Raw genomic sequence first — 22,480 nt, 5'->3', positions numbered from 1 at the left:
CACCGGCGGCACGAACGGGCACCTGTCCCGCCCGTCCGGGCGGAACGCACCACCGGGCCACCGCTGTCCCTGTTCCCATCCTCGTGAGGACGGTTCCCCATGGCGCTCCAGCCAAGCCAGTCGCGCACCCAGTCGTCGACGTCCGGGCTCCTGCCCCCGCACCGCCGCTTCTCGGCCGTGCCGGAGGCGACCGGCATGTACGACCCGGCCAACGAGAAGGACGCCTGCGGCCTCGCCATGGTCGCGACGCTCCGCGGCACCGCCGGACACGACATCGTCGACGCCGCGCTCGGTGCCCTCCGCAACCTCGAGCACCGCGGTGCCGTGGGCTCGGACGCGGGCACGGGCGACGGTGCGGGGATCCTGTGCCAGGTGCCGGACGCGTTCCTGCGCGACGAGGTGCCGTTCGACCTGCCGGCAGCGGGGGAGTACGCCGTCGGTACCGCGTACCTGCCCCTCGACGAGGACGACCGCCACCGCGTGCAGGGTGTCATCGACCGCCTCGCGCGCGAGGAGGGCCTGCGGGTCCTCGGCTGGCGCGAGGTCCCGGTCCGTCCCGAGGTCCTCGGGACGCTCGCGCGTGCCGCGATGCCGGCCTTCGCCCAGCTCTTCGTCGCCTCGGTGCGCCACGACGTGCACGGCGCGGCGTGGAGCGGCATCGCACTCGACCGGCAGGCGTTCCGGCTCCGCAAGCGTGCCGAGCACGACGCCGAGGTCTACTTCATGTCGCTCTCGAGCCGGACCATGGTCTACAAGGGCATGGTCACGACGCTCCAGCTCGAGCCCTTCTACCCCGACCTCAGCGACGAGCGGTTCGCGTCGAAGCTCGCGATCGTGCACTCCCGCTACTCGACCAACACGTTCCCGTCGTGGCCGCTCGCGCAACCGTTCCGGACCCTCGCGCACAACGGCGAGATCAACACCGTCCGCGGCAACCGCAACTGGATGCGCGCACGGCAGTCGCAGCTCGAGAGCGAACTGCTCGGCGACATGGCGCCGCTGCTGCCGATCGTCAGCCCGGGCGCGAGCGACTCCGCGTCGTTCGACGAGGTCCTCGAGCTCCTCAGCCTGACGGGCCGGTCGCTGCCGCACGCCGTCTCGATGATGGTGCCGGAGGCCTGGGAGAACCAGACCGGCATGGACCCCGAGCTCCGGGCGTTCTACGAGTACCACTCGATGCTCATGGAGCCGTGGGACGGCCCGGCCGCCATCACCTTCACCGACGGCACGCTCGTCGGTGCGACCCTGGACCGGAACGGCCTGCGTCCGGGCCGGTTCCTCGTGACCGACGACGGTCTCATCGTGATGGGCTCGGAGACCGGCGTCATCGACGTGCCCGCTGCGAAGGTCGTCCGCAAGGGCCGCCTGCGCCCCGGGCGGATGTTCCTCGTCGACACCGAGGCCGGCCGGATCATCGAGGACGACGAGGTCAAGCGATCCCTCGCGACCTCGGGCCCGTGGAGCGAATGGCTCGAGTCCGGCCGCATCAAGCTGTCCGACCTGCCGGAGCGCGAGCACATCGTGCACACCCCGGCCTCGGTGACCCGGCGCCAGCGCGCGTTCGGCTACACCGAGGAAGAGGTCCGCATCCTCCTCCGCCCGATGGCGCAGACCGGCGCGGAGCCCCTCGGCGCCATGGGATCGGACACGCCGATCGCCGTGCTGTCGCAGCGCCCTCGGCTCCTCTTCGACTACTTCACGCAGCAGTTCGCCCAGGTGACGAACCCGCCGCTCGACTCGATCCGCGAGCAGGTCATCACCTCGATGGGCATGGGCCTCGGGCCGGAGCGCAACCTGCTGTCCGCCGGTCCCGAGCACGCGAAGCAGATCGTGCTCGGCTTCCCGGTCATCGACAACGACGAACTCGCGAAGATCCAGCACTTCGAGACCGCGTCCGGTCGCCACCTCACCGTCACGATCAAGGGGCTGTACCGCGTCGACGACGGCGAGGCCGCGATGCAGAACCGCATCGACGCGGTCTGCGACGAGGTCGACGCCGCGATCGAGTCCGGCAAGCAGTTCATCGTGCTGTCGGACCGGGACGGCAACGCGGAGAACGCGCCCGTGCCGAGCCTGCTGTTGCTCGCCGCCGTGCACCACCACCTCATCCGGACCGAGCAGCGCATGAAGGTCGGCCTGATCGTCGAGGCCGGCGACGTGCGCGAGGTCCACCACGTGGCGACCCTCATCGGCTACGGCGCATCGGCGATCAACCCGTACCTGGCGATGGAGACCTGCGAGAACCTCGTCCGCGCGGGCATGATCACCGGGATCACGCCCGAGCAGGCCGTCCGCAACGTCATCAAGGCGCTCGGCAAGGGCGTCCTCAAGATCATGTCGAAGATGGGCATCTCCACGGTGTCCAGCTACGCCGGCGCGCAGGCGTTCGAGGCCGTCGGGCTCTCCCAGGAGTTCGTCGACCGGTACTTCACCGGCACGTCCTCGATCCTCGGCGGTGTCGACATCGACGTGATCGCCCGTGAGAACGCGGAACGCCACGCACAGGCGTACCCGCAGGACGGCGCGGTGCTCTCGCACGAGCGACTCCAGACCGGCGGCGAGTACCAGTGGCGCCGCGAAGGACCGCCGCACCTCTTCAACCCGGACACGGTGTTCCGCCTGCAGCACGCCACCCGTGCGCGGCGCTACGACATCTTCCGCGAGTACTCGAAGGCGGTCGACGACCAGTCCGAGGCGCTCATGACGATCCGCGGCCTCTTCCGCTTTAAGGACGGCGTCCGGCAGCCGATCCCGCTCGACGAGGTCGAGCCGATCGAGTCGATCGTCAAGCGGTTCAACACGGGCGCCATGTCCTACGGGTCGATCTCGAAGGAAGCGCACGAGACGCTCGCGATCGCGATGAACCGGCTCGGTGCCCGGTCGAACACGGGCGAGGGCGGCGAGGACGTCGAACGCCTGCTCGACCCGGAACGCCGCAGCGCGATCAAGCAGGTCGCCTCCGGCCGATTCGGCGTGACGAGCATGTACCTGACGCACGCCACGGACATCCAGCTCAAGATGGCCCAGGGGGCGAAGCCGGGCGAGGGCGGTCAGCTGCCGCCGCAGAAGGTCTACCCGTGGGTGGCCCGGACGCGGCACGCGACGGCCGGCGTCGGGCTGATCTCGCCGCCGCCGCACCACGACATCTACTCGATCGAGGACCTCAAGCAGCTGATCTTCGACGTGAAGCGGGCGAACCCGTCGGCGCGCGTCCACGTGAAGCTCGTGAGCCAGTCCGGGATCGGCGCCGTCGCCGCGGGCGTCACGAAGGCCCTGGCGGACGTCGTGCTCGTCTCGGGGCACGACGGCGGCACGGGCGCGTCACCGCTCAACTCGCTGAAGCACGCCGGCACGCCGTGGGAGATCGGTCTCGCCGAGACCCAGCAGACGCTCATGCTCAACGGCATGCGCGACCGCGTCGTGGTGCAGGTCGACGGGCAGATGAAGACCGGACGCGACGTCGTCGTGGCGGCCCTGCTCGGGGCCGAGGAGTACGGGTTCGCGACGGCGCCGCTCGTGGTCGAGGGCTGCATCCTCATGCGGGTGTGCCACCTCGACACGTGCCCCGTGGGCGTCGCGACGCAGAACCCGGAGCTCCGCGCCCGGTTCTCCGGCAAGGCCGACTACGTGGTCAACTTCTTCGAGTTCATCGCGCAGGAGGTCCGCGAGCTCCTCGCCGAGCTCGGGTTCCGTTCGCTCGACGAAGCGATCGGGCAGGCCGACGTCCTCGACGTCGACCGCGCCGTCCAGCACTGGAAGGCCTCGGGACTCGACCTGGCGCCGGTCCTCCAGGGTCCGACGTTCGAGCCGGGCGAGCCGCGGCGACACCACCGCGAGCAGGACCACGAGCTCGACGAGCACTTCGACGTCGGACTGATCCAGCGCAACGCCGACGTGCTCGAGCACGGCGGCTCGGTCACGCTCGACCTGCCGATCCGGAACACCGAGCGCGCCGTGGGCACGATGCTCGGTCACGAGGTCACGCTCCGCCACGGCGAGCACGGGCTCCCGGCGGGGTCCATCGACATCACGCTCCGCGGGTCCGCGGGGCAGTCGCTCGGCGCCTTCCTGCCGGCCGGTGTCACGCTCCGGCTGGTCGGCGACAGCAACGACTACGTCGGCAAGGGCCTCTCCGGCGGCGAGATCATCGTGCGCCCCGACGAGGAGTCCGCGTTCGACGCCGCGGAGAACGTCATCGCCGGCAACGTCATCGGCTACGGCGCGACCCAGGGCAGCATGTTCATCCGCGGCATCGTGGGCGAGCGCTTCCTGGTCCGCAACTCCGGTGCGACCGCCGTCGTCGAGGGCGTCGGCGACCACGCCCTCGAGTACATGACCGGCGGCCTCGCGCTGATCCTCGGCGAGACGGGGCGCAACCTCGGTGCCGGCATGTCCGGGGGCACCGCGTACGTGCGCGGCCTCCGCGACGAGGACGTCAACCAGGACGCCCTCGCGAGCGGAGAGCTCCGACTCGGACCGCTCGACAGCGCCGACGTGGAGATCGTCACCGACCTGCTCGAACGGCACCGTGCGGAGACCGGGTCGACGGTCGCCGCCGAGTTGCTCGGGTCCGGAGACCTCAGCGACTTCGTCAAGGTCCTGCCCCGTGACTACGCCGCGGTCCTCGCGACCCGGCAGCAGGCCGTCGACGAGGGTCTCGACCCCGACGGCGACGTCGTCTGGAACCGCATCCTGGAGGCGACCAATGGCTGACCTCGTCGAACCCGCACCGCGCACGACCGCACCGCGCACGACCGCACCGCGCACGACCGCACCGCGACCGAACACCACGGAGGCTTCGCATGGCTGACCCGAAGGGCTTCCTCAAGGTGCAGGAGCGCGAGCTCCCGCCCCGTCGCCCCGTGCCCGTGCGGCTCATGGACTGGAAAGAGGTCTACGAGCAGCAGGAGTCCGGAGCGCTCAAGCGGCAGGCCGGCCGCTGCATGGACTGCGGCGTGCCGTTCTGCCACCAGGGGTGCCCGCTCGGCAACCTCATCCCGGAGTGGAACGACCTCACCTGGCGCGGCGAGGGCCGGCAGGCGATCGAGCGACTGCACGCCACGAACAACTTCCCGGAGTTCACGGGCCGGCTCTGCCCGGCGCCGTGCGAGGCGTCCTGCGTGCTCGGCATCAACCAGCCGCCGGTGACGATCAAGCAGGTCGAGGTCTCGATCATCGACGAGGCGTTCCAGAACGGCTGGGTCACCCCGCACCCGCCGGAGCGCCTGACCGGCAAGACCGTCGCCGTCGTCGGGTCGGGCCCCGCCGGCCTCGCGGCTGCGCAGCAGCTCACGCGCGCCGGGCACACCGTCGCCGTCTACGAGCGGGACGACCGCATCGGCGGCCTGCTCCGGTACGGCATCCCGGACTTCAAGATGGAGAAGCGCCAGATCGACGCGCGTCTCGCCCAGATGCAGGCCGAGGGCACCCGTTTCCGCGCCGGCGTCGAGATCGGCCGGGACATCACCTGGGACGACCTGAAGTCGCGCTACGACGCCGTCGTGGTGGCGACGGGTGCGCTCGTCCCGCGGGACCTGCCGATCCCCGGTCGTGACCTCGCCGGCGTCCACTTCGCGATGGACTACCTCGTGCAGCAGAACAAGACGAACGCCGGCACGACGGTAGACAACCAGACCACGGCCGAGGGCAAGCACGTCGTCGTCATCGGCGGCGGCGACACCGGCGCGGACTGCATCGGCACGGCGCACCGGCAGGGCGCCCTGAGCGTGACGAACCTCGCGATCGGCAAGCAGCCGCCGCTCGAGCGTCCGTCCGAGCAGCCGTGGCCGATGTTCCCGACCGTGTTCGAGGTCACGAGTGCACACGAGGAGGGTGGCGAGCGGCACTTCCTCGCCTCCACCGTCGAGTTCCTCGGCAACGAGGCCGGCGAGGTCCGTGCCCTCCGGGTCGCCGAGACCGAGTACCTCGACGGCCGTCGTGTGCCGAAGGCCGGCACCGAGCGCGAGATCCCTGCGGACCTCGTGCTCATCGCCATGGGCTTCACCGGCCCCGAGACGGACACCATCGCGCCGCAGCTCGGCCTGCCCACTGCACCCTCCGGCGCCCTCGCTCGTGAGGCCGACTACTCGACCAACGAACCGGGCGTCTTCGTCGCCGGGGACGCCGGTCGCGGACAGTCGCTCATCGTGTGGGCGATCGCCGAGGGCCGTGCCGCAGCGGCCAAGGTCGACGCCTACCTCGAGGGCTCGACGATCCTGCCCGCTCCGGTCAAGGCGACCGACCGCGCGATCACGGTCTGAGACCGACGTGAACGCATCGGGAACCCCGACCCGCGAGTGAGCGGCAGGCCACCAGCACTCGGTAGGGTGCTGGTGGCCTCGCTTCGTTCCGCGCGGCCCCACAGCGCGGAAACCCAAGCACCACCCACCACCAGAAGGAATCCATTGAGACGCGCAAAGATCGTTTCGACGCTCGGACCGGCAACGTCGGAGTACGAGACCGTCAAGGAGATCATCGAGGCGGGCGTCGACGTCGCCCGACTCAACCTCAGCCACGGTGACTACAGCGTCCACGAGGCCAACTACGAGAACGTCCGCCGCGCCGCCGCGGAGCTGGGCAAGCCCGTCGCGATCCTCGTCGACCTGCAGGGTCCGAAGATCCGCCTCGCGAAGTTCGCGGACGGCCCCCACGAGCTCGCCGTCGGCGACGTCTTCACCATCACCACGGAGGACGTCCCCGGCTCGAAGGAGATCTGCGGCACGACGTTCAAGGGCCTCCCGCAGGACGTCAAGCCCGGTGACCCGCTCCTCATCGACGACGGCCGCGTGCGACTCCGCGTCCTCGACACCGACGGCGTGCGCGTGCGCACCGAGGTCGTCGTCGCGGGCACCGTGTCGAACAACAAGGGCATCAACCTGCCCGGTGTCGCCGTCAACGTCCCCGCGCTGAGCGAGAAGGACGAGGCCGACCTCCGCTGGGCGATCCGGCAGGGCGCCGACCTCATCGCGCTCTCGTTCGTGCGCAACGCCGCCGACGTGCAGCGCGCCCACGAGATCATGGACGAGGAGGGCAAGCGCCTCCCGGTCATCGCGAAGATCGAGAAGCCGCAGGCCGTCGACGCGCTCGAGGAGATCATCGACGCCTTCGACAGCATCATGGTCGCCCGCGGCGACCTCGGTGTCGAGCTGCCGCTCGAGGCCGTGCCGATCGTGCAGAAGCGCGCCGTCGAGCTCGCACGCCGCATGGCGAAGCCGGTCATCGTCGCGACCCAGATGCTCGAGTCGATGATCTCGTCCCCGATCCCGACCCGCGCCGAGACGTCCGACGTCGCGAACGCCGTGCTCGACGGCGCGGACGCGGTCATGCTCTCGGGCGAGACCAGCGTCGGCGAGTACCCGGTGCAGACCGTCCGCACGATGGCCCGCATCGTCGAGTCGACCGAGGACCACGGCCTCGAGCGCATCGCGCCGCTCGGCACGAAGCCGCGCACCCTCGGTGGCGCGATCACCCTCGCCGCCGTGGAGATCGCGGAGTTCACCGAGGCGTCGTACCTCTGCGTGTTCACCGAGTCCGGCGACTCCGCCCGCCGCATGTCGCGCCTGCGCCACGGCCTGCCGATCATCGCCTTCACCCCGAACGAGGCGACGCGCCGCCGCATGGCGCTCACCTGGGGCGTCCGTTCCTTCCTGGTGGACCGGAAGACGCACACCGACGAGCTGTTCTCGCAGGTCGACGACGTGTTGCTCGAGCACGGTCTCGCGGCACCCGGCGACCGGGTCGTCGTGACGGCGGGATCGCCTCCCGGCATCGAGGGCTCCACGAACGACCTCCGCGTGCACCGCGTCGGTGACGCGCACGCCGAGGCCGCTCCGGCCTACGTGCGCGACTGACGCCGGTCGCGTCCCGACAGGGCGCGGACGGGAGGCACGGTGTGCGCGACGCACGCCGCCTCCGGTCCGCGCCCTGTCGCGTCCCACTCCGCACGACGTGACCGGGGCACGTCGCGCCCGCGCGTCGCGCCTCACGGTGGACGTCGCAGCCCGCCCGGCTGGGTGCGGATGTCCGTGACGGGGCGCAACCCGGAAGGCCCCCGGAGCACACCGCGCCCGCGTTCCGGATCCGCGCCGCGGCCGAGGCGACCACGTGCCCGCGTGACCGGGCAGGATGGCCGGTGTGAGCCTCCAGGATGACACCGTGTCAGCACCCACCGGGGCCGACGTCCGTCGCTGGCGTCGGTACCTGGCGGACGAGCGCGCGGAAGCCGCCGTCTACCGGAACCTCGCCGCCCGCCGCGAGGGCGAGGAGCGCGAGATCCTCGCCGCCCTCGCCGACGCCGAGGGGCGGCACGCGCAGCACTGGCTCGAACTCCTCGGTGACGACGTGGGCCGGCCGCAGCGGGGGAGCCTGCGGACGCGCGTGCTCGCCGCCCTCGCCAAGCGGTTCGGATCGGTGTTCGTCCTCGCGCTCATGCAGCGTGCCGAGGACCGCTCGCCGTATGCGGAGGACGCCGACGCGACGGCCCGCATGGCGGCCGACGAGCGGATCCACGGCGAGGTCGTCCGCGGCCTCGCGAACCGTGGACGGATGCGCCTGTCCGGCACGTTCCGTGCCGCAGTGTTCGGTGCGAACGACGGCCTGGTGTCGAACCTCGCGCTCATCATCGGCATCAGCGCGTCCGGCGCCGACCGGCACTTCGTGCTCCTGAGCGGCATCGCGGGCCTCCTCGCGGGTGCGTTGTCCATGGGCGCGGGCGAGTACGTGTCGGTGCGGTCGCAGCGCGAGCTCCTCGAGGCGTCGTCACCGCACCCGGAGGCCGGCCGCGCCGTCGCGGACCTCGACGTGGACGCCAACGAGCTCGCTCTCGTCTACCGGGCGCGCGGGATGGACGAGGCGGCTGCGCACGCCCACGCCGACGAGGTGATCGCCGGGCTCGCGGTGGGGTCGGACACGGGCGCGACCGCGACCCGCGACGACCACGAGGCCGTCGGGAACGGCATGAGCGCGGCGGTGTCGAGCTTCTGCTTCTTCGCCTCCGGTGCGGTGATCCCGATCCTGCCGTACGCCTTCGGACTGGAGGGGTGGCCGGCGATCGCGCTCGCGGGTGTGCTCGTCGGGATCGCGCTGCTCGGCACGGGCGCGGTCGTCGGGGTGCTCAGCGGGGCGTCTCCGTTGAAGCGAGCGTTGCGGCAGCTCGCGATCGGGTTCGGCGCCGCGGTGGTGACCTACGGGCTGGGTCTGCTCTTCGGGACCGGCGCCGCGTAGGGGGCAGGGTTCAGCGGCGCGCTGCGGCCCGCGGCGGCAGGAGCAGCAGCGCGGCGGCGCCGACCACGATGAGGGCGATGCCCGCGAGCACCGTGAAGACCGCGAGCGCGAGTCCCGGCGCGACGAGGACCGCGATGCCGCCGAGCACCGACAGCACACCGCTGACCGTGCTCGGCACCCGCGACGAGCCCGGGTGCCCGGCGAACGCGCCGACGACCGCCACGATGCCCTCGATGACGAAGCCGAGGCCGGCGAGGACGGCGTACACCACCAGCGGGACCGCGGGATCGACGAGGCACAGCAGGCCGGCGAGGCCGACCAGGACGCCGACCACGCCGGACGTCCACCGCCACACGGGGGCCGTGCCGTGCCCCCGGACCGCGGCGAACACGCGCAGCGCGCCCGCCACGACCAGGTACACGCCGAACAGGACCGCCACGAGGACCAGCGTCGGACGCGGCCAGGCCACCGCCACCACCCCGAGGGCGATCGCCACCACGGCGGTCACCACGACGAACACGCGGAACGTGCGGACGGCACGAGAGTCCACGAGCTTCCTCCCTGATCGGCGCTGCTCGGACTCCGACGGTACCCGGGGGTGGACACCACGGTTGCGCGGCCACGTGCAGCCGGGCGGGTGAGCGTGCAACCGGATGCAACCTGCCCGGTCGTACCGTGCCGTGCAGGCGCGGACCCAGCGTCACCGACAACGTCGTCGAAAGGTGTCCACCATGACCATCGCACCGTCCCCGTCCACCTACGCCGCACCCGGCGAGGCGGGCTCGCTCGTGGAGTACCGGTCGCGGTACGACCACTTCATCGGCGGGGAGTACGTCGCCCCCGCGGGTGGGCAGTACTTCGAGAACCCCACGCCGGTGACCGGCAAGGTCTTCTGCGAGGTCGCCCGCGGTGACTCGACCGACGTCGACCGCGCGGTGGAGGCCGCGTGGAAGGCGTTCCCGGCGTGGGGGAGGACGAGCGTCGCCGAGCGGGCCACGATCCTCAACCGGATCGCGGACCGCATGGAGGAGCACCTCGAGATGCTCGCCGTCGCCGAGACGTGGGAGAACGGCAAGCCGATCCGGGAGACGCTCGGCGCCGACATCCCGCTCGCGATCGACCACTTCCGCTACTTCGCCGGTGCGATCCGTGCGCAAGAGGGCTCGACGGGGGAGATCGACCACGACACCGTGGCCTACCACTTCCACGAGCCGCTCGGCGTCGTCGGGCAGATCATCCCGTGGAACTTCCCGATCCTCATGGCGGTGTGGAAGCTCGCGCCCGCCCTCGCCGCGGGCAACTGCGTCGTCCTCAAGCCCGCCGAGCAGACCCCCGCCTCGATCCACGTGCTCGTCGAGCTCATCCGCGACCTGCTGCCCGCCGGGGTCCTCAACGTCGTGAACGGTTTCGGCATCGAGGTCGGCGCCCCGCTCGCGCAGCACCCCGACATCCGCAAGGTCGCGTTCACCGGCGAGACCACCACCGGCCGGCTCATCATGCAGTACGCGTCGCAGAACCTCATCCCGGTGACGCTCGAGCTCGGTGGCAAGAGCCCGAACGTGTTCTTCGCCGACGTGGCCCAGGAGCAGGACGCGTTCTACGACAAGGCCCTCGAGGGCTTCGCCTTCTTCAACCTCAACCAGGGCGAGGTCTGCACCTGCCCGTCCCGAGCCCTCGTGGCGAAGGAGATCTACGACGGCTTCGTGTCGGACGGGCTCGACCGGGTGCGTGCCGTCAAGCAGGGCCACCCCCTGGACCCGTCGACGATGATCGGGGCGCAGGCCTCGAACGACCAGCTCGAGAAGATCCTGAGCTACATCGACATCGGCAAGCAGGAGGGCGCGAAGCTCCTGACCGGTGGCGAGCGCGCGGACCTCGGCGGCGAGTTGTCCGGCGGGTACTACGTCACGCCGACGGTGTTCGAGGGCGACAACGCGATGCGCATCTTCCAGGAGGAGATCTTCGGGCCGGTCCTGGCGCTGACGTCCTTCAGCGGCTACGACGACGCCATCCGGATCGCCAACGACACGCTCTACGGGCTCGGCGCCGGGGTGTGGAGCCGTGAGGCCACGACGCTGTACCGGGCGGGACGGGACATCCAGGCCGGGCGCGTCTGGTCGAACACCTACCACCAGTACCCGGCGGGTGCGGCGTTCGGCGGCTACAAGCAGTCCGGCATCGGGCGCGAGAACCACAAGATGATGCTCGAGCACTACCAGCAGACGAAGAACCTCCTCGTGTCCTACGCCGAGGGTCCGATGGGCTTCTTCTGATGAGCACCGCCCGCGTGGCGGCCACCCCGGCGGCGGAGGAGCTCCTGCGCTCCCTCGCCGCCCGGCACGGCCCGCTGATGTTCCACCAGTCGGGCGGCTGCTGCGACGGCTCGAGCCCGATGTGCTACCCCGTCGGCATGTTCCGCACGGGCCCCGGTGACGTCCTGCTCGGCGCACTCGACGTCGACGGGATCGACCCCGTCGAGGTCTTCATGTCCCGCGCGCAGTTCGAGTACTGGAAGTACACGCACCTCACGATCGACGTGGTCGACGGGCGGGGCGCTGGTTTCTCGCTCGAGGTGCCGGAGGGGAAGCGCTTCCTGACCCGATCGCGGATGCTGACGGACGACGAGCTGGTCGACCTCGGACTCGTGCCGCAGGGGCGGTAGCGGGCCGGGAATCCGGTCGCGAACAGCGCGGATCATCCGCAGAACGCGGGTGGTCCGCGCCGTTCGTCCGCCTGGCGCAGTTCTCGGCCGCTGACGACCTCGCGACACCCCTGCGCGAGGCTGCGGCGTCGGTGGCGTGCGACAAGATCGCACCGCATGCCTTCTGACTCTCCTCGCGCCGAACACCTGGACCGGCGCGGCCTCGACATCGACGAGGCGGTGTCCTTCTACGAGCGTGTCTACGCCAGTCACGACATCCACATCAGCGGCGCGACGCGCGGCGAGTTCGCGTGGCGGTACCGCACCGTCGGGGACGAGCACGTCTCGGTCAACACCTCGGCCGTCGGCGCGCGGCGGTGGGGCACGATCAACCCGGGCAGGCAGTACATCCTGGCGTGGGCGACACGTCCCGGCATCCTGCTCGACACGGATTCGAGCAGCCCGCTCGAGATGGTCCCGGGCGTGCCCGTGATGTACCCGGCGCACCGGGAGTTCACGTTCGACGCGACGCCGAACACGCAGCACCTGGTCCGGTTCGACGGCGACTTCCTCGAAGCGGTCGCCGCGGCGCACCGGGACGGCGTCCCCGGGCCGCTGGTGTTCCGCCGCCACCCGGACCCCGAAGCGCTGCGGACGCTGCAGCGGGTCATCTCCGCCGCCGGACCCGAACTGCTCCACGTCGACACGGCACGATCCACCCGCATCCGGTGGAACCTCGCCCTCGCGGAGGCCGTGGCAGCGGCGTTCGACGCCTCGCCCCGGAAGCGCGTCGTGCCGCCCGCCGGGACGGCCCGGTTCCGATCCGCACAGGAGTGGATCGTGGCGAACGCCCACCTCCCGATCTCGGTCACGGACGTCAGCCGCGCATCCGGTCTCAGCGTGCGTGGTCTCCAGGACGCCTTCCAACGCGAGGTCGGCATCACGCCGATGCGGTTCCTGCGTGAGACGCGCCTGCACCGCGTGCGCGCGGAGCTGCTCTCCGCCGACGCCGCGGAGACCACCGTCGCGGAGGTGGCGCGAGCGTGGGGGTTCTCCCACCTCGGCCGCTTCGCCGCCTACTACGAGCAGGTGTTCGCGGAGCTGCCGTCCGCCACGCTCCGACGACCGATCGCTCCGCGGTAGCAGCGGCAGCCGCGGCAACTGTGGGCCCCTGCACGGCTCCCGCCGTCCGGCGGTCGTCGGCGGGGCACTGGTCGAGAACCCTCCCGTCGTGAGAGGGTTGATGTCAGCCGGATGGTTACCGGCGAGAGCGTTCCCTCCCTGATCCAGGACGAACGCTCGGCCGCGGGGGACGTCCGTCCAGCGGCGGATCGTCCCCCGCGCGCTTCCGGCGCCGAACGCGCCCACTGCGCCCACTGTGCCCACTGCGCCCACCGCGCCACCGCGCCATCGCGGATCTGGTCCGCGCGCCAGGTCGGACGTAGGCTGACCGCACCGACCGCGACGACGCGGCGGGGGATCCGGACAGGAGGCCGCATGCGCGCACCGTCCGGCCTCCGTCCGCTCGTGGCCGAGTCGTGGCGCCGGTCTGCCCGCGTCGACCCGGACGGGCTGCCGCCACTGGCGCTCGGCCGCGACGAACTCGACGCGGTCCGACGGGCGGGACCACTCGGCACCGCCCTGCCGGTCGTCCGGCGACTCCTGCTGGACGATGCCCGCGCCGCCGGCTGCATCGTCGCCCTGGCGGACGCCGCAGGACGTCTCGTGTGGGTGGACGGGGCGCACCGGGCCCGCAGTGCCGCCGAGGAGATGGGCTTCGTGCCCGGCGCGGACTGGGCGGAAGAGCACGCTGGCACGAGCGCACCGGGGACCGCCCTCCGGCTCGGTCGTCCGGTCCAGATCCACGCCGAGGAGCACTACGCGACCGCCGTCAAGGCGTTCTCGTGCACGGCGGTCCCGCTCCGGGACGCATCGGGCACCGTGGTCGGCGCGCTCGACCTCACCGGCGACGACCGCGCTGTCGAACGGCACACCCTGCCCCTGCTCACCGCTGCCGCCGCTGCCGCCGAGGCGGAACTCGCCCTCGCGGCGCTCCGGCGCCCGTCGTCCGCGGCACCGCACCCCGCCGAGCTCGAGCTCCTCGGGTCGGACACGGCGACCCTCCGGACGGGGTCGAGCGCGGTGCGGCTGTCGGAGCGCCACTCGGAGATCCTCGCGGTGCTCGCGGCAGCGCCTGCGGGCCTCCCGGCCGCGGACCTCGCGGTCGCCGTCTACGGCGACGTCCGCGCGGTGACGACCCTCCGGGCTGAGGTGGTGCGCCTCCGACGCGTGCTCGCCGACCACGCACCGGACGCTCGCCTGACGTCGCGGCCGTACCGCCTGCAGGGGTTGCGCACCGACGTCGACACCGTGCTGTCCGCGCTCGACCGCGGGGCGCGCCTCCAGGCCGTCGACCGGTACACCGGGCCGGTGCTCCCGGGGTCGGCGTCACCGGGCGTCGACGACCTGCGCGACCTGGTGCGGACACGGTTCCGGGAGGCGCTCGTCGCCGACGGCGGCGTCGACGCGCTGCTGGCCTGGTCGCGGACACCGGACGGCGCGCAGGATCCGCAGGTCCTGCGGGCCCTCCTCGGCGTGCTGCCGCGGCGGTCGCCGCGACGGGCCGGCCTGGTCGCCGCGGTCGAGGCGATCGAGCGTTCCTGACGGTTGCCCGCCGGCCGGGAGGCACGACACGCGTCGACCTGTCGGCCGACCGTGCGTGCCTCCCGCAGCGGGCACCGGTGGGGTGACGAGTGGGTCGGGACCGGCTGGTCAGGACCCGCTGGCCAGGACCCGCGGGTCAGGACCCGCTGGTCGGGGCCGGGGTGGCGGTGCTGTCCTGGCCGGGTGCGCTGCTGCCGGTGGGCGGGGTCGGGGCGGTGCCGTCCTCCAGGGGCTTCGGTGCCGTCCCGTCCTTGGGCGGGGTGGGCGTCTTGCCGTCCTTGGGCGGGGTGGGTGCCTTGCCGTCCTTGGGCGGGGTGGGTGCCTTGCCGTCCTTGGGCGGGGTGGGCGCCTTCCCGTCGGCGAGCGGACCGGCGAGGCAGCCCGGGGCCGGTGCGGAGCCGGGTGCTGCGTTCCCGCCCGGTGCTGCCGAGCTGCCCTTCCCCGGCGCGGCCGGTCCCGCGGTCGGGGCTCCCGACGGAGCACCGCTCGGGGCCCCGCTCGGCGCACCCGTGGGCGCTCCGCTCGGCGCGGTCGAGGGCGCGCTCGGCGCGGCCATCGCGGCCGTCACGCCGACCCCGCCGAGGACCAGCGCCGCCGCGGCTGCCGAGCCGATGCCGACCGCGCGGAGGGTCCGGCGCCGACGCCCGACGGTGGGGCGGTCGTCCTGTTCGTGCTGCATGGTGTCTCCTCTTCGTTGGCGGCGGACCGGGCGGTCCGCCGACGAGGACGACGGTCGGTTCCCAATCTGAAGCAGGACTGAAGCATCATCGGCGCACAGGCGTTCTCCAGGTCGTTCCATGCTCCGTGATGGCCGAGCCGACCTACCGTGTCCGCCGTGAACGCACCAGCACGCATCCTCGTGGTCGAGGACGACGACTCCCTCCGCACCGCGGTCGCGACGACCCTCCGCGCCGAGGGCTTCGTCGTCGCCGAGGCCCCCGACGGCCGACGCATCGCCGAGGACCTCGACCGTGCGGCACCCGACCTCGTTCTGCTCGACTGGATGCTGCCCGGGCCGAGTGGCATCCTCCTGGCGGCCCGCATCCGTGCCCGCTCGGACGCCGCCGTCGTGATGATGACGGCGCGGGACGAGCTCGACGACCGACTCCGCGGGTTCGCCGAGGGTGCCGACGACTACGTGGTGAAGCCCTTCGCGATGGCCGAGCTCGTCGCCCGCGTCACGGCCGTGCTGCGGCGACGGGGGCGGGTTCCGTCCGTGATCGAGGTCGGCGACCTGGTGCTCGACCCGGACGGCGCGACCGTGCGGCGAGCGGGTGTCCTGCTCGACCTGACGGCGACGGAGTTCCGCCTCCTGCGGTTCCTCGCCGAGAGCCGTGGGCGGACCGTCTCGAAGGCGCAGATCACGACGCAGGTCTGGGGGTACGAGGACATCGCACCCAACGTCGTCGAGGTGCACCTCAGCGCCCTGCGTCGGAAGATGGAGGCCCACGGGCCGCGGCTCGTGCACACCGTGCGGGGGCTCGGGTACCGGCTCGCCACCGACCGGGGCGCAGCGTGAACCACCCCGCGGGACGCCTCCGCACCACCTCCCTGCGATTGCGGACCGTGGTGGCCGTCACGGTGCTGCTCGCCGTGCTGCTCGCCGTGTTCGTCGTCGCCGTCGAGGCGGTCCTCGGCGCCCGGCTGACCGCCCAGGTCGAGGAGCGCCTCCGGGACCGCGCTTCGGCGGCCGCGGCGCTCGTCGGGGTGCTCGACGCGGACGACCTCGCCGACCGGTTGTCGGCGCAGGGCCTCTCGGTCCGGATCGTCGAGCCGGACGGGGCCGCCGTCGAGGCCGGACCCACGCCGGCCCAGCTCCGGAAGGGACCGCCCGACCCCGCGGGACTGCCGGGACCGGCGAAGCGCTCGGGCTCGGACGGGGGCGGGGGCCCGGCGACGGCCGGTTCATCGAGCGCCGGGACGACGGGCGACACCACGGCCGGCGGCACCACCGGGACGCGCATCACGTCGTCCTCGGTGCGCGACGACGACGGCGTCCTGACCCTGCGTTCTGACCTTACGGATGGCACGCGGATCACGCTGACCGCGGGGACACGGGACGTCCAGGAGACGCTCGCGCAGGTCGGGTGGGTCCTCGGCGGTGCGTCGGCCGCGTTCCTCGGCGTGGCGGTGGTCGGGCTCGTGCTCGTCGTCCGACGGACGATGCGACCGCTGGACGAGATGACCGGCGCCGCACGGTCGATCGCCGCCGGCGACCGCGGGCGACGGCTCCGACCGGCCCGGACGGACACCGAGATCGGCCGGGTGGCACTCGCCTTCGACGAGATGCTCGACGCCGTCGAGGGAGCGGAGGCCAAGGCCGTGGCTGCCGAGGGGCGCGTGCGCGGGTTCCTCTCCGATGCCGCGCACGAACTCCGCACCCCCGTCGCTGGTGTCCGAGCCGCCGCGGACACCCTCGTCCGGAACGGTCCCGCGGACCCGGCGACCACCGAGGCGATGGCCGTGCACGTCGTCCGGCAGGCGGACCGCGCTGCGCGCCTCGTCGACGACATGCTGACGATGGCCCGGCTCGACCGGGGGATCGACCTCGACCGCCGGCCGACCGACCTCGGGCCGTGGCTCGCCGCCGAGGCCGAGCGGCTGCGACTCCGCCTGCCGAGCACGACCCTCGACGTCGACGTCCCCGGTCACGAGGTCGTCGCCGACGTCGACCCCGACCGCCTCGCACAGGTCGTCGGCAACCTCGTCGACAACGCGGCGCGGGCGTCCGGTGGAGCCGGGCGCGTGCGGCTGGAACTGACCGACGGGCCCGGGGAAGCCCTCCTCCGCGTCGAGGACGACGGCCCCGGCATCCCCGAGGCCGACCGGGAACGCGTCTTCGACCGGCTCGTGCGGCTCGAGGCCTCCCGGGACGCCCGCTCGGGCGGTGCGGGGCTCGGGCTGCCGATCGCACGGGGGATCGCGGACGCGCACGGCGGGTCGCTCGCGCACGCCGGTGTGCGCCACGGCGGTGCGGACCGGGGCGGTGCGGGCCGGGAGGGCGGGAGCCGGGCGCTCGGCGGCGCCGTGTTCGAGCTGCGGGTGCTGCTAGCCTGATCTCCTCGCGAGTGTGGTGGAACGGTAGACACGGGGCACTCAAAATGCTCTGCCTCACGGCGTGCGGGTTCGAGTCCCGCCACTCGTACAACGGCGGTCACGGCGCGCGGGACGGTCCCGACAACTGGCACTTCCGTGGTCTAGTAGGCTGCTCTGCGTGAGTGACACAGAAGCAACCCCAGCAGCACCGCGTCGCGTCGTCGTCGCCGAGGACGAGTCGCTCATCCGCCTCGACATCGTCGAGATCCTCCGCGACAACGGCTTCGACGTCGTCGGTGAAGCGGGCGACGGTGAGACCGCCGTGCAGCTCGCGACCGACCTCCGCCCCGACCTCGTCGTCATGGACGTCAAGATGCCCCAGCTCGACGGCATCTCCGCGGCCGAGAAGCTCTCCAAGAACCACATCGCTCCGGTGGTCCTGCTCACGGCGTTCAGCCAGAAGGACCTCGTCGAGCGCGCGACCGAGGCCGGCGCCCTCGCCTACGTCGTCAAGCCGTTCACGCCGAACGACCTGCTGCCCGCGATCGAGATCGCCCTCTCGCGTCACCAGCAGATCATCACGCTCGAGGCCGAGGTCGCCGACCTCGTCGAACGCTTCGAGACCCGCAAGCTCGTCGACCGGGCCAAGGGGCTCCTCAACGAGAAGATGGGCCTCACCGAGCCCGAGGCGTTCCGCTGGATCCAGAAGGCCTCGATGGACCGCCGTCTCACCATGCACGACGTCGCGAAGGCGATCATCGAGCAGCTCAGCGCCAAGAAGTAGCGACGCAGGTCGCTCGCACGAGAGCGCCGCCTCCCCTCGGGGAGGCGGCGCTCTCGTCGTCCGTGGCGACCACACGGCGGTCGGGAGGCGCGGTGCTCGCCCGTCACGGGCCTCCCGTCTGGCGCGCCCGAGCGCCGGCGCCGTGGGCGCACGACGTGTCGCTCTCGTCGCCGCGGGGCGACGTTTCCTGACCTCAGCGCTGCGCGCGGGCGGGGTGTCGTGACCGCTCGGCGACCACACGGCGGACGGGAGGCGCGGTGCACGCCCGTCACGGGTCTCCCGTCCGGCGCGCCCGAGCGTCGGCGCCGTGGGCGCACGACGTGTCGCTCTCGTCGCCGCGGGGCGACGTTTCCTGACTCCAGCGCGGCGCGCACGCGGGGTGTCGTGACCGCTCGGCGACCACACGGCGGACGGGAGGCGCGGTGCACGCCCGTCACGGGTCTCCCGTCCGGCGCGCCCGAGCGCCGGCGCCGTGGGCGCACGACGTGTCGCTCTCGCCGCCGCGGGGCGACGCTTCCTGACCCCAGCGCGGCGCGCACGCGGGGTGTTGTGACCGCTCGGCGACGCGACTCGCGTGCGGCGCCTCCCACACGGCGGTCGGAAGGCGTGGCGCTCGCGCCCGTCACGGGCCTCCCGTCCGGCGCGCCCGGGCGCCGGCGCCGTGGGCGCACGACGTGTCGCTCTCGTCGCCGCGGGGCGACGTTTCCTGACCCCAGCGCGGCGCGCAGGCGGGGTGTCGTGACCGCTCGGCGTCGCGACTCGCGCTCGGGAGGCGCGGTGCTCGCCCGTCACGGGCCTCCCGTCCGGCGCGCCCGAGCGCCGGCGCCGTGGGCGCACGACGTGTCGCTCTCGCCGCCGCAGAGCGACGTTTCCTGACCCCAGCGCTGCGCGCAGGCGGGGTGTCGTGACCGCTCGGCGCCGCGGCTCGCGCGCGGCGGCGCGTCAGCGGGCGTCGCGGATCATGTTGGTGATGCGGACCGTGGAGCAGCGTCGCCCCTGGTCGTCGGTGAGGACGATCTCGTGCGTGGTGAGCGTGTTCCCGAGGTGGATGGCCGTGCAGGTGCCGGTGACGATCCCGCTCGTCGCGCTGCGCGAGTGCGAGGCGTTGAGCTCGATGCCGACCGCGTAGCGACCCGGGCCGGCGTGCACGTTCGCCGCCATCGAACCGAGGCTCTCCGCGAGGACGACGTAGGCGCCGCCGTGGAGCAGCCCGACCGGCTGCCGGTTGCCCTCGACCGGGATCGTGCCCACCGCGCGCTCGGCCGTGAGCTCGGTGATGACCATGCCCATCTTCTCGGCGAGTTCGCCCATCCCGCGCTCGGCGAGCCGGTCGTCGACGGCGTTCGTGGTGGTCGCTTCGTCGGTCACGCGCGCAGGACTCCCGTGTCGGATGGCGTCGGTAGGCTGTCCGGGTGTCGGACTCCGCAAAGCCTACCCTCATGGTCATCGACGGCCACTCGCTCGCCTTCCGGGCCTTCTACGCGCTGCCGGTCGACAGCTTCGTGAACCGCGAGGGGCAGCACACGAACGCCATCCACGGCTTCATCTCGATGCTGCTCATGCTCCTCCAGCGCGAGAAGCCGACGCACCTCGCCGTCGCGTTCGACATCTCCCGGTTCTCGTTCCGCACCCGTGAGTACGAGGACTACAAGGGCACCCGGTCCGAGACGCCGCCGGAGTTCAAGGGCCAGATCCCGCTCCTGCAGCAGGCGCTCGAGGCGATGGGCATCACGACGGTCACGAAGGAGGACTACGAGGCCGACGACATCCTCGCGACCCTCGCCCGCCAGGGCTCGGAGCAGGGCTACCAGGTCTACGTCGTGTCCGGCGACCGCGACTCGATCCAGCTCGTGAACGACGACGTCACGCTGCTGTACCCGTCGGTCCGCGGTGTCTCCGAGCTCACCCGCTACGACCGCGACAAGGTGTACGAGCGCTACGGCATCGAGCCGCACCAGTACCCGGACATCGCGGCCCTCGTCGGTGAGACCAGCGACAACCTGATCGGCATCGACAAGGTCGGCGAGAAGACCGCCGTCAAGTGGATCAACCTCTACGGCTCGCTCGACGGGGTGCTCGAGCACGCCGACGAGATCAAGGGCGTGGTCGGCAACAACCTCCGCGAGCAGAAGGACCGCGCGGTCCGGAACCGCAAGCTGAACCGGCTCGTCAACGACGTCGAGCTGCCGGTGGGCCCGGCCGACGTCGCACTCCGCCCGCTCGACGAGCAGGCGGTCCGCGACCTCTTCGCCAAGCTCCAGTTCCGCACGCTCCTCGACCGCGTGCTCAAGGTCGCTGGCACGGGCGAACCGTCCGAGTCCGCTGCCGCCGAGGGCGGGGTCGGCGACGGCGCCCCGGTGCCGCCGAAGGTCACCACGATCATCGACGAAGAGCTCGGCTACTGGCTCGAGCGCAAGGCGAAGGACGCGGCGAACGGCTTCGGCGTCGCGGTCGAGGTCATCGACGGCCGGCTCAGCGCGATCGGCATCGCCACGCACGACGACGCGGTGCTGGTCCCCGGCGGCAGCGGCGCGAAGGACTACGAGCAGCTCGCGGCCTGGTTCGCCTCGGACGCCCCGAAGCACTTCCACGACGCGAAGACGGCGATCAAGGTGCTCGCCACCGTCGGCTTCACGGTCAACGGCCTCGCCGGCGACGCCCGCATCCTCGGGTGGCTGGCGCAGCCCGGCAAGCAGGGGCAGCCCCTCGCCGACCTCGTCTACCAGGAGCTCGGCGAAGAGCTCCCCACCGCCGACCCGAACCAACTCGTGCCCGAGACCGACCCGGTGAACGTCGGCGTCCACGCCTGGTACGTGCTCCGCGTCACGACCGCCATCCGCGCCCGGCTCGACGAGTCCTCGCTGCGGGTCCTCGACGACATCGAGCTGCCGCTCGTGCACGTCCTCGCCGCCATGGAGACCACCGGCGTCGCGATCGACCGACCGGTCCTCACGAACCTGTCGCACGAGCTGGGGGAGCGCGCCGCCGACCTCGCCCAGCAGGCCTTCGCCGAGATCGGGCACGAGGTCAACCTCGGCTCGCCGAAGCAGCTGCAGGAGGTCCTCTTCACCGAGCTCGCGATGCCGAAGACCCGCAAGACGAAGACCGGCTTCTCGACCGACGCAGCGAGCCTCGCCGACCTGCAGGAGCAGCACCCGCACCCGTTCCTCGGCCTGCTCCTGCAGCACCGCGACGCCACGAAGCTCCGCCAGATCGTCGACACCCTCGACGCCGCGATCGTCGACGGCCGCATCCACACACGCTACGAGCAGACCGGCAGCAGCACGGGTCGCATCTCCTCGACCGACCCGAACCTGCAGAACATCCCGGTGAAGACTGCCGTCGGGCGTCGGGTCCGCTCGGCGTTCGCCGTGGCCGAGCCCTACACGACCCTGATCACCGCCGACTACTCGCAGATCGAGATGCGGATCATGGCGCACCTGTCCGGCGACCCCGGGCTGATCCAGGCGTTCAACGAGGGCGAGGACCTGCACCGCTTCGTCGGCGCCCGGGTCTTCGGTGTCGAGCCGGCCGACGTCTCGCCGGAGATGCGCACCAAGGTGAAGGCGATGTCGTACGGCCTCGCGTACGGACTGAGCGCGTTCGGCCTGTCCAAGCAGCTCCGCATCGAGCAGTCCGAGGCCCGGACCCTCATGACGGAGTACTTCGCCAGGTTCGGCGCGGTCCGGGACTACCTCCGCAACGTGGTCGAGCAGGCCCGTGAGGACGGCTACACCGAGACGATCTTCGGCCGGCGCCGTCCCTTCCCGGACCTCAAGAGCCCGAACCGCGTCCTCCGCGAGAACGCCGAGCGCGCCGCCCTGAACGCGCCGATCCAGGGCTCCGCCGCCGACATCATGAAGATCGCGATGCTCGGTGTCGCCGCGGATCTCCGCGACGGCGACCTCGACTCGCACCTGCTGCTCCAGGTCCACGACGAACTCATCCTCGAGGTCGCGCCCGGCGAGCAGGAGCGCGTCGAGGAGATCCTGCGCACCCGGATGGGCGGCGCTGCCGAACTGAGCGTCCCGCTCGACGTCTCCGTGGGTGTCGGCCCGAACTGGGAAGCCGCGGCGCACTGACGCCGTTGGTCGCGACGCGACCACTCGACCGACGGGAGGCGCGGTGTCGGC

At 72.2% G+C, this 22,480-nt stretch carries 15 protein-coding genes and 1 tRNA gene; 13 read left to right on the top strand and 3 right to left on the bottom strand.

Annotated features, from left to right (window positions below; all coding sequences use genetic code 11):
- Positions 1–99: 99 nt before the first annotated feature.
- The 4 genes from gltB to MON03_RS08985 all read left to right on the top strand — a co-directional run bounded on the left by gltB (position 100) and on the right by MON03_RS08985 (position 9,222).
- Positions 100–4,713: a glutamate synthase large subunit gene (gene gltB, locus MON03_RS09000; RefSeq protein WP_502798664.1), complete on the top strand. Its 4,614-nt coding sequence runs from the start codon at positions 100–102 to the stop codon at positions 4,711–4,713.
- An 89-nt stretch (positions 4,714–4,802) separates the two neighbouring features.
- On the top strand, positions 4,803–6,260 hold the full coding sequence (locus MON03_RS08995) for a glutamate synthase subunit beta (protein WP_175329160.1): 1,458 nt from the start codon (positions 4,803–4,805) through the stop codon (positions 6,258–6,260).
- A 144-nt stretch (positions 6,261–6,404) separates the two neighbouring features.
- Positions 6,405–7,850: a pyruvate kinase gene (pyk, locus tag MON03_RS08990; RefSeq protein WP_242088123.1), complete on the top strand. Its 1,446-nt coding sequence runs from the start codon at positions 6,405–6,407 to the stop codon at positions 7,848–7,850.
- Positions 7,851–8,124: 274 nt separating this feature from the next.
- Positions 8,125–9,222, top strand: coding sequence for a VIT1/CCC1 transporter family protein (locus MON03_RS08985; protein WP_175329162.1), 1,098 nt, complete (start codon positions 8,125–8,127; stop codon positions 9,220–9,222).
- A 10-nt stretch (positions 9,223–9,232) separates the two neighbouring features.
- Here MON03_RS08985 and MON03_RS08980 read toward each other — a convergent pair whose 3' ends face one another.
- Positions 9,233–9,772 carry an HdeD family acid-resistance protein gene (locus tag MON03_RS08980; RefSeq protein ID WP_242088122.1) on the bottom strand — a complete coding sequence of 180 codons (540 nt, stop codon included), beginning with the start codon at positions 9,770–9,772 and terminating at the stop codon, positions 9,233–9,235.
- A 181-nt stretch (positions 9,773–9,953) separates the two neighbouring features.
- Between MON03_RS08980 and exaC the strand changes: the two genes are divergently transcribed.
- The 4 genes from exaC (at position 9,954) to MON03_RS08960 (ending at position 14,527) form a co-directional block, all read left to right on the top strand.
- On the top strand, positions 9,954–11,495 hold the full coding sequence (gene exaC / locus MON03_RS08975; RefSeq protein ID WP_242088121.1) for an acetaldehyde dehydrogenase ExaC: 1,542 nt from the start codon (positions 9,954–9,956) through the stop codon (positions 11,493–11,495).
- The gene (locus tag MON03_RS08970) at positions 11,495–11,884 is read left to right on the top strand and encodes a DUF779 domain-containing protein (protein WP_242088120.1); all 390 of its coding nucleotides are present in this window, start codon (positions 11,495–11,497) and stop codon (positions 11,882–11,884) included. Before exaC ends, MON03_RS08970 begins: the two co-directional genes overlap by 1 nt.
- A gap of 156 nt (positions 11,885–12,040) precedes the next feature.
- Positions 12,041–13,006 carry a helix-turn-helix domain-containing protein gene (locus MON03_RS08965; protein ID WP_242088119.1) on the top strand — a complete coding sequence of 322 codons (966 nt, stop codon included), beginning with the start codon at positions 12,041–12,043 and terminating at the stop codon, positions 13,004–13,006.
- Positions 13,007–13,360: 354 nt separating this feature from the next.
- Entirely contained in the window at positions 13,361–14,527 is a 1,167-nt protein-coding gene (locus tag MON03_RS08960) for a GAF domain-containing protein (protein WP_175329166.1), read from the top strand.
- 136 nt (positions 14,528–14,663) lie between these two features.
- On the opposite strand, the gene MON03_RS08955 is transcribed toward MON03_RS08960, so the two are convergent.
- Positions 14,664–15,206 (bottom strand): hypothetical protein, encoded by a 543-nt coding sequence (locus tag MON03_RS08955; protein WP_242088118.1) that lies wholly within the window; start codon positions 15,204–15,206, stop codon positions 14,664–14,666.
- Positions 15,207–15,362: 156 nt separating this feature from the next.
- On the opposite strand from MON03_RS08955, the gene MON03_RS08950 reads away from it, so the two are divergent.
- The 4 genes from MON03_RS08950 (at position 15,363) to MON03_RS08935 (ending at position 18,347) form a co-directional block, all read left to right on the top strand.
- Positions 15,363–16,046 carry a response regulator transcription factor gene (locus tag MON03_RS08950; RefSeq protein ID WP_242088117.1) on the top strand — a complete coding sequence of 228 codons (684 nt, stop codon included), beginning with the start codon at positions 15,363–15,365 and terminating at the stop codon, positions 16,044–16,046.
- Between the two features lie 47 nt (positions 16,047–16,093).
- The gene (locus MON03_RS08945) at positions 16,094–17,584 is read left to right on the top strand and encodes a HAMP domain-containing sensor histidine kinase (RefSeq protein WP_242088116.1); all 1,491 of its coding nucleotides are present in this window, start codon (positions 16,094–16,096) and stop codon (positions 17,582–17,584) included.
- A gap of 7 nt (positions 17,585–17,591) precedes the next feature.
- Positions 17,592–17,672, top strand: a tRNA-Leu gene (locus MON03_RS08940).
- A 69-nt stretch (positions 17,673–17,741) separates the two neighbouring features.
- Positions 17,742–18,347, top strand: a complete 606-nt coding sequence (locus MON03_RS08935) for an ANTAR domain-containing response regulator (RefSeq protein ID WP_022903868.1) — start codon at positions 17,742–17,744, stop codon at positions 18,345–18,347.
- Between the two features lie 942 nt (positions 18,348–19,289).
- Here the strand turns inward: MON03_RS08935 and MON03_RS08930 are convergent.
- Positions 19,290–19,658 carry a PaaI family thioesterase gene (locus tag MON03_RS08930; protein ID WP_042726647.1) on the bottom strand — a complete coding sequence of 123 codons (369 nt, stop codon included), beginning with the start codon at positions 19,656–19,658 and terminating at the stop codon, positions 19,290–19,292.
- Positions 19,659–19,759: 101 nt separating this feature from the next.
- Here MON03_RS08930 and polA point away from each other — a divergent pair, with 101 nt between their 5' ends.
- Positions 19,760–22,429: a DNA polymerase I gene (gene polA, locus MON03_RS08925; RefSeq protein ID WP_242088115.1), complete on the top strand. Its 2,670-nt coding sequence runs from the start codon at positions 19,760–19,762 to the stop codon at positions 22,427–22,429.
- Positions 22,430–22,480: the final 51 nt, after the last annotated feature.

Source organism: Curtobacterium sp. DN_7.5 (assembly GCF_022655355.1).
In the GTDB taxonomy this organism is placed as follows: Bacteria; Actinomycetota; Actinomycetes; order Actinomycetales; family Microbacteriaceae; genus Curtobacterium; species Curtobacterium luteum.
The sequence above is the reverse complement of the archived record's forward strand: the minus strand, read 5'-3'. Positions and strand labels throughout refer to the sequence as shown.

What these genes read in the sequence shown, in the direction of transcription:
- MON03_RS08930 (WP_042726647.1), bottom strand. Translation starts at nt 19,658, where the DNA reads ATGGGCGAACTCGCCGAGAAGATGGGCATGGTCATCACCGAGCTCACG.
- MON03_RS08965 (WP_242088119.1), top strand. Translation starts at nt 12,041, where the DNA reads ATGCCTTCTGACTCTCCTCGCGCCGAACACCTGGACCGGCGCGGCCTC.
- MON03_RS08960 (WP_175329166.1), top strand. Translation starts at nt 13,361, where the DNA reads ATGCGCGCACCGTCCGGCCTCCGTCCGCTCGTGGCCGAGTCGTGGCGC.
- gltB (WP_502798664.1), top strand. Translation starts at nt 100, where the DNA reads ATGGCGCTCCAGCCAAGCCAGTCGCGCACCCAGTCGTCGACGTCCGGG.
- MON03_RS08955 (WP_242088118.1), bottom strand. Translation starts at nt 15,206, where the DNA reads ATGCAGCACGAACAGGACGACCGCCCCACCGTCGGGCGTCGGCGCCGG.
- MON03_RS08995 (WP_175329160.1), top strand. Translation starts at nt 4,803, where the DNA reads ATGGCTGACCCGAAGGGCTTCCTCAAGGTGCAGGAGCGCGAGCTCCCG.
- exaC (WP_242088121.1), top strand. Translation starts at nt 9,954, where the DNA reads ATGACCATCGCACCGTCCCCGTCCACCTACGCCGCACCCGGCGAGGCG.
- MON03_RS08985 (WP_175329162.1), top strand. Translation starts at nt 8,125, where the DNA reads ATGGCCGGTGTGAGCCTCCAGGATGACACCGTGTCAGCACCCACCGGG.
- MON03_RS08970 (WP_242088120.1), top strand. Translation starts at nt 11,495, where the DNA reads ATGAGCACCGCCCGCGTGGCGGCCACCCCGGCGGCGGAGGAGCTCCTG.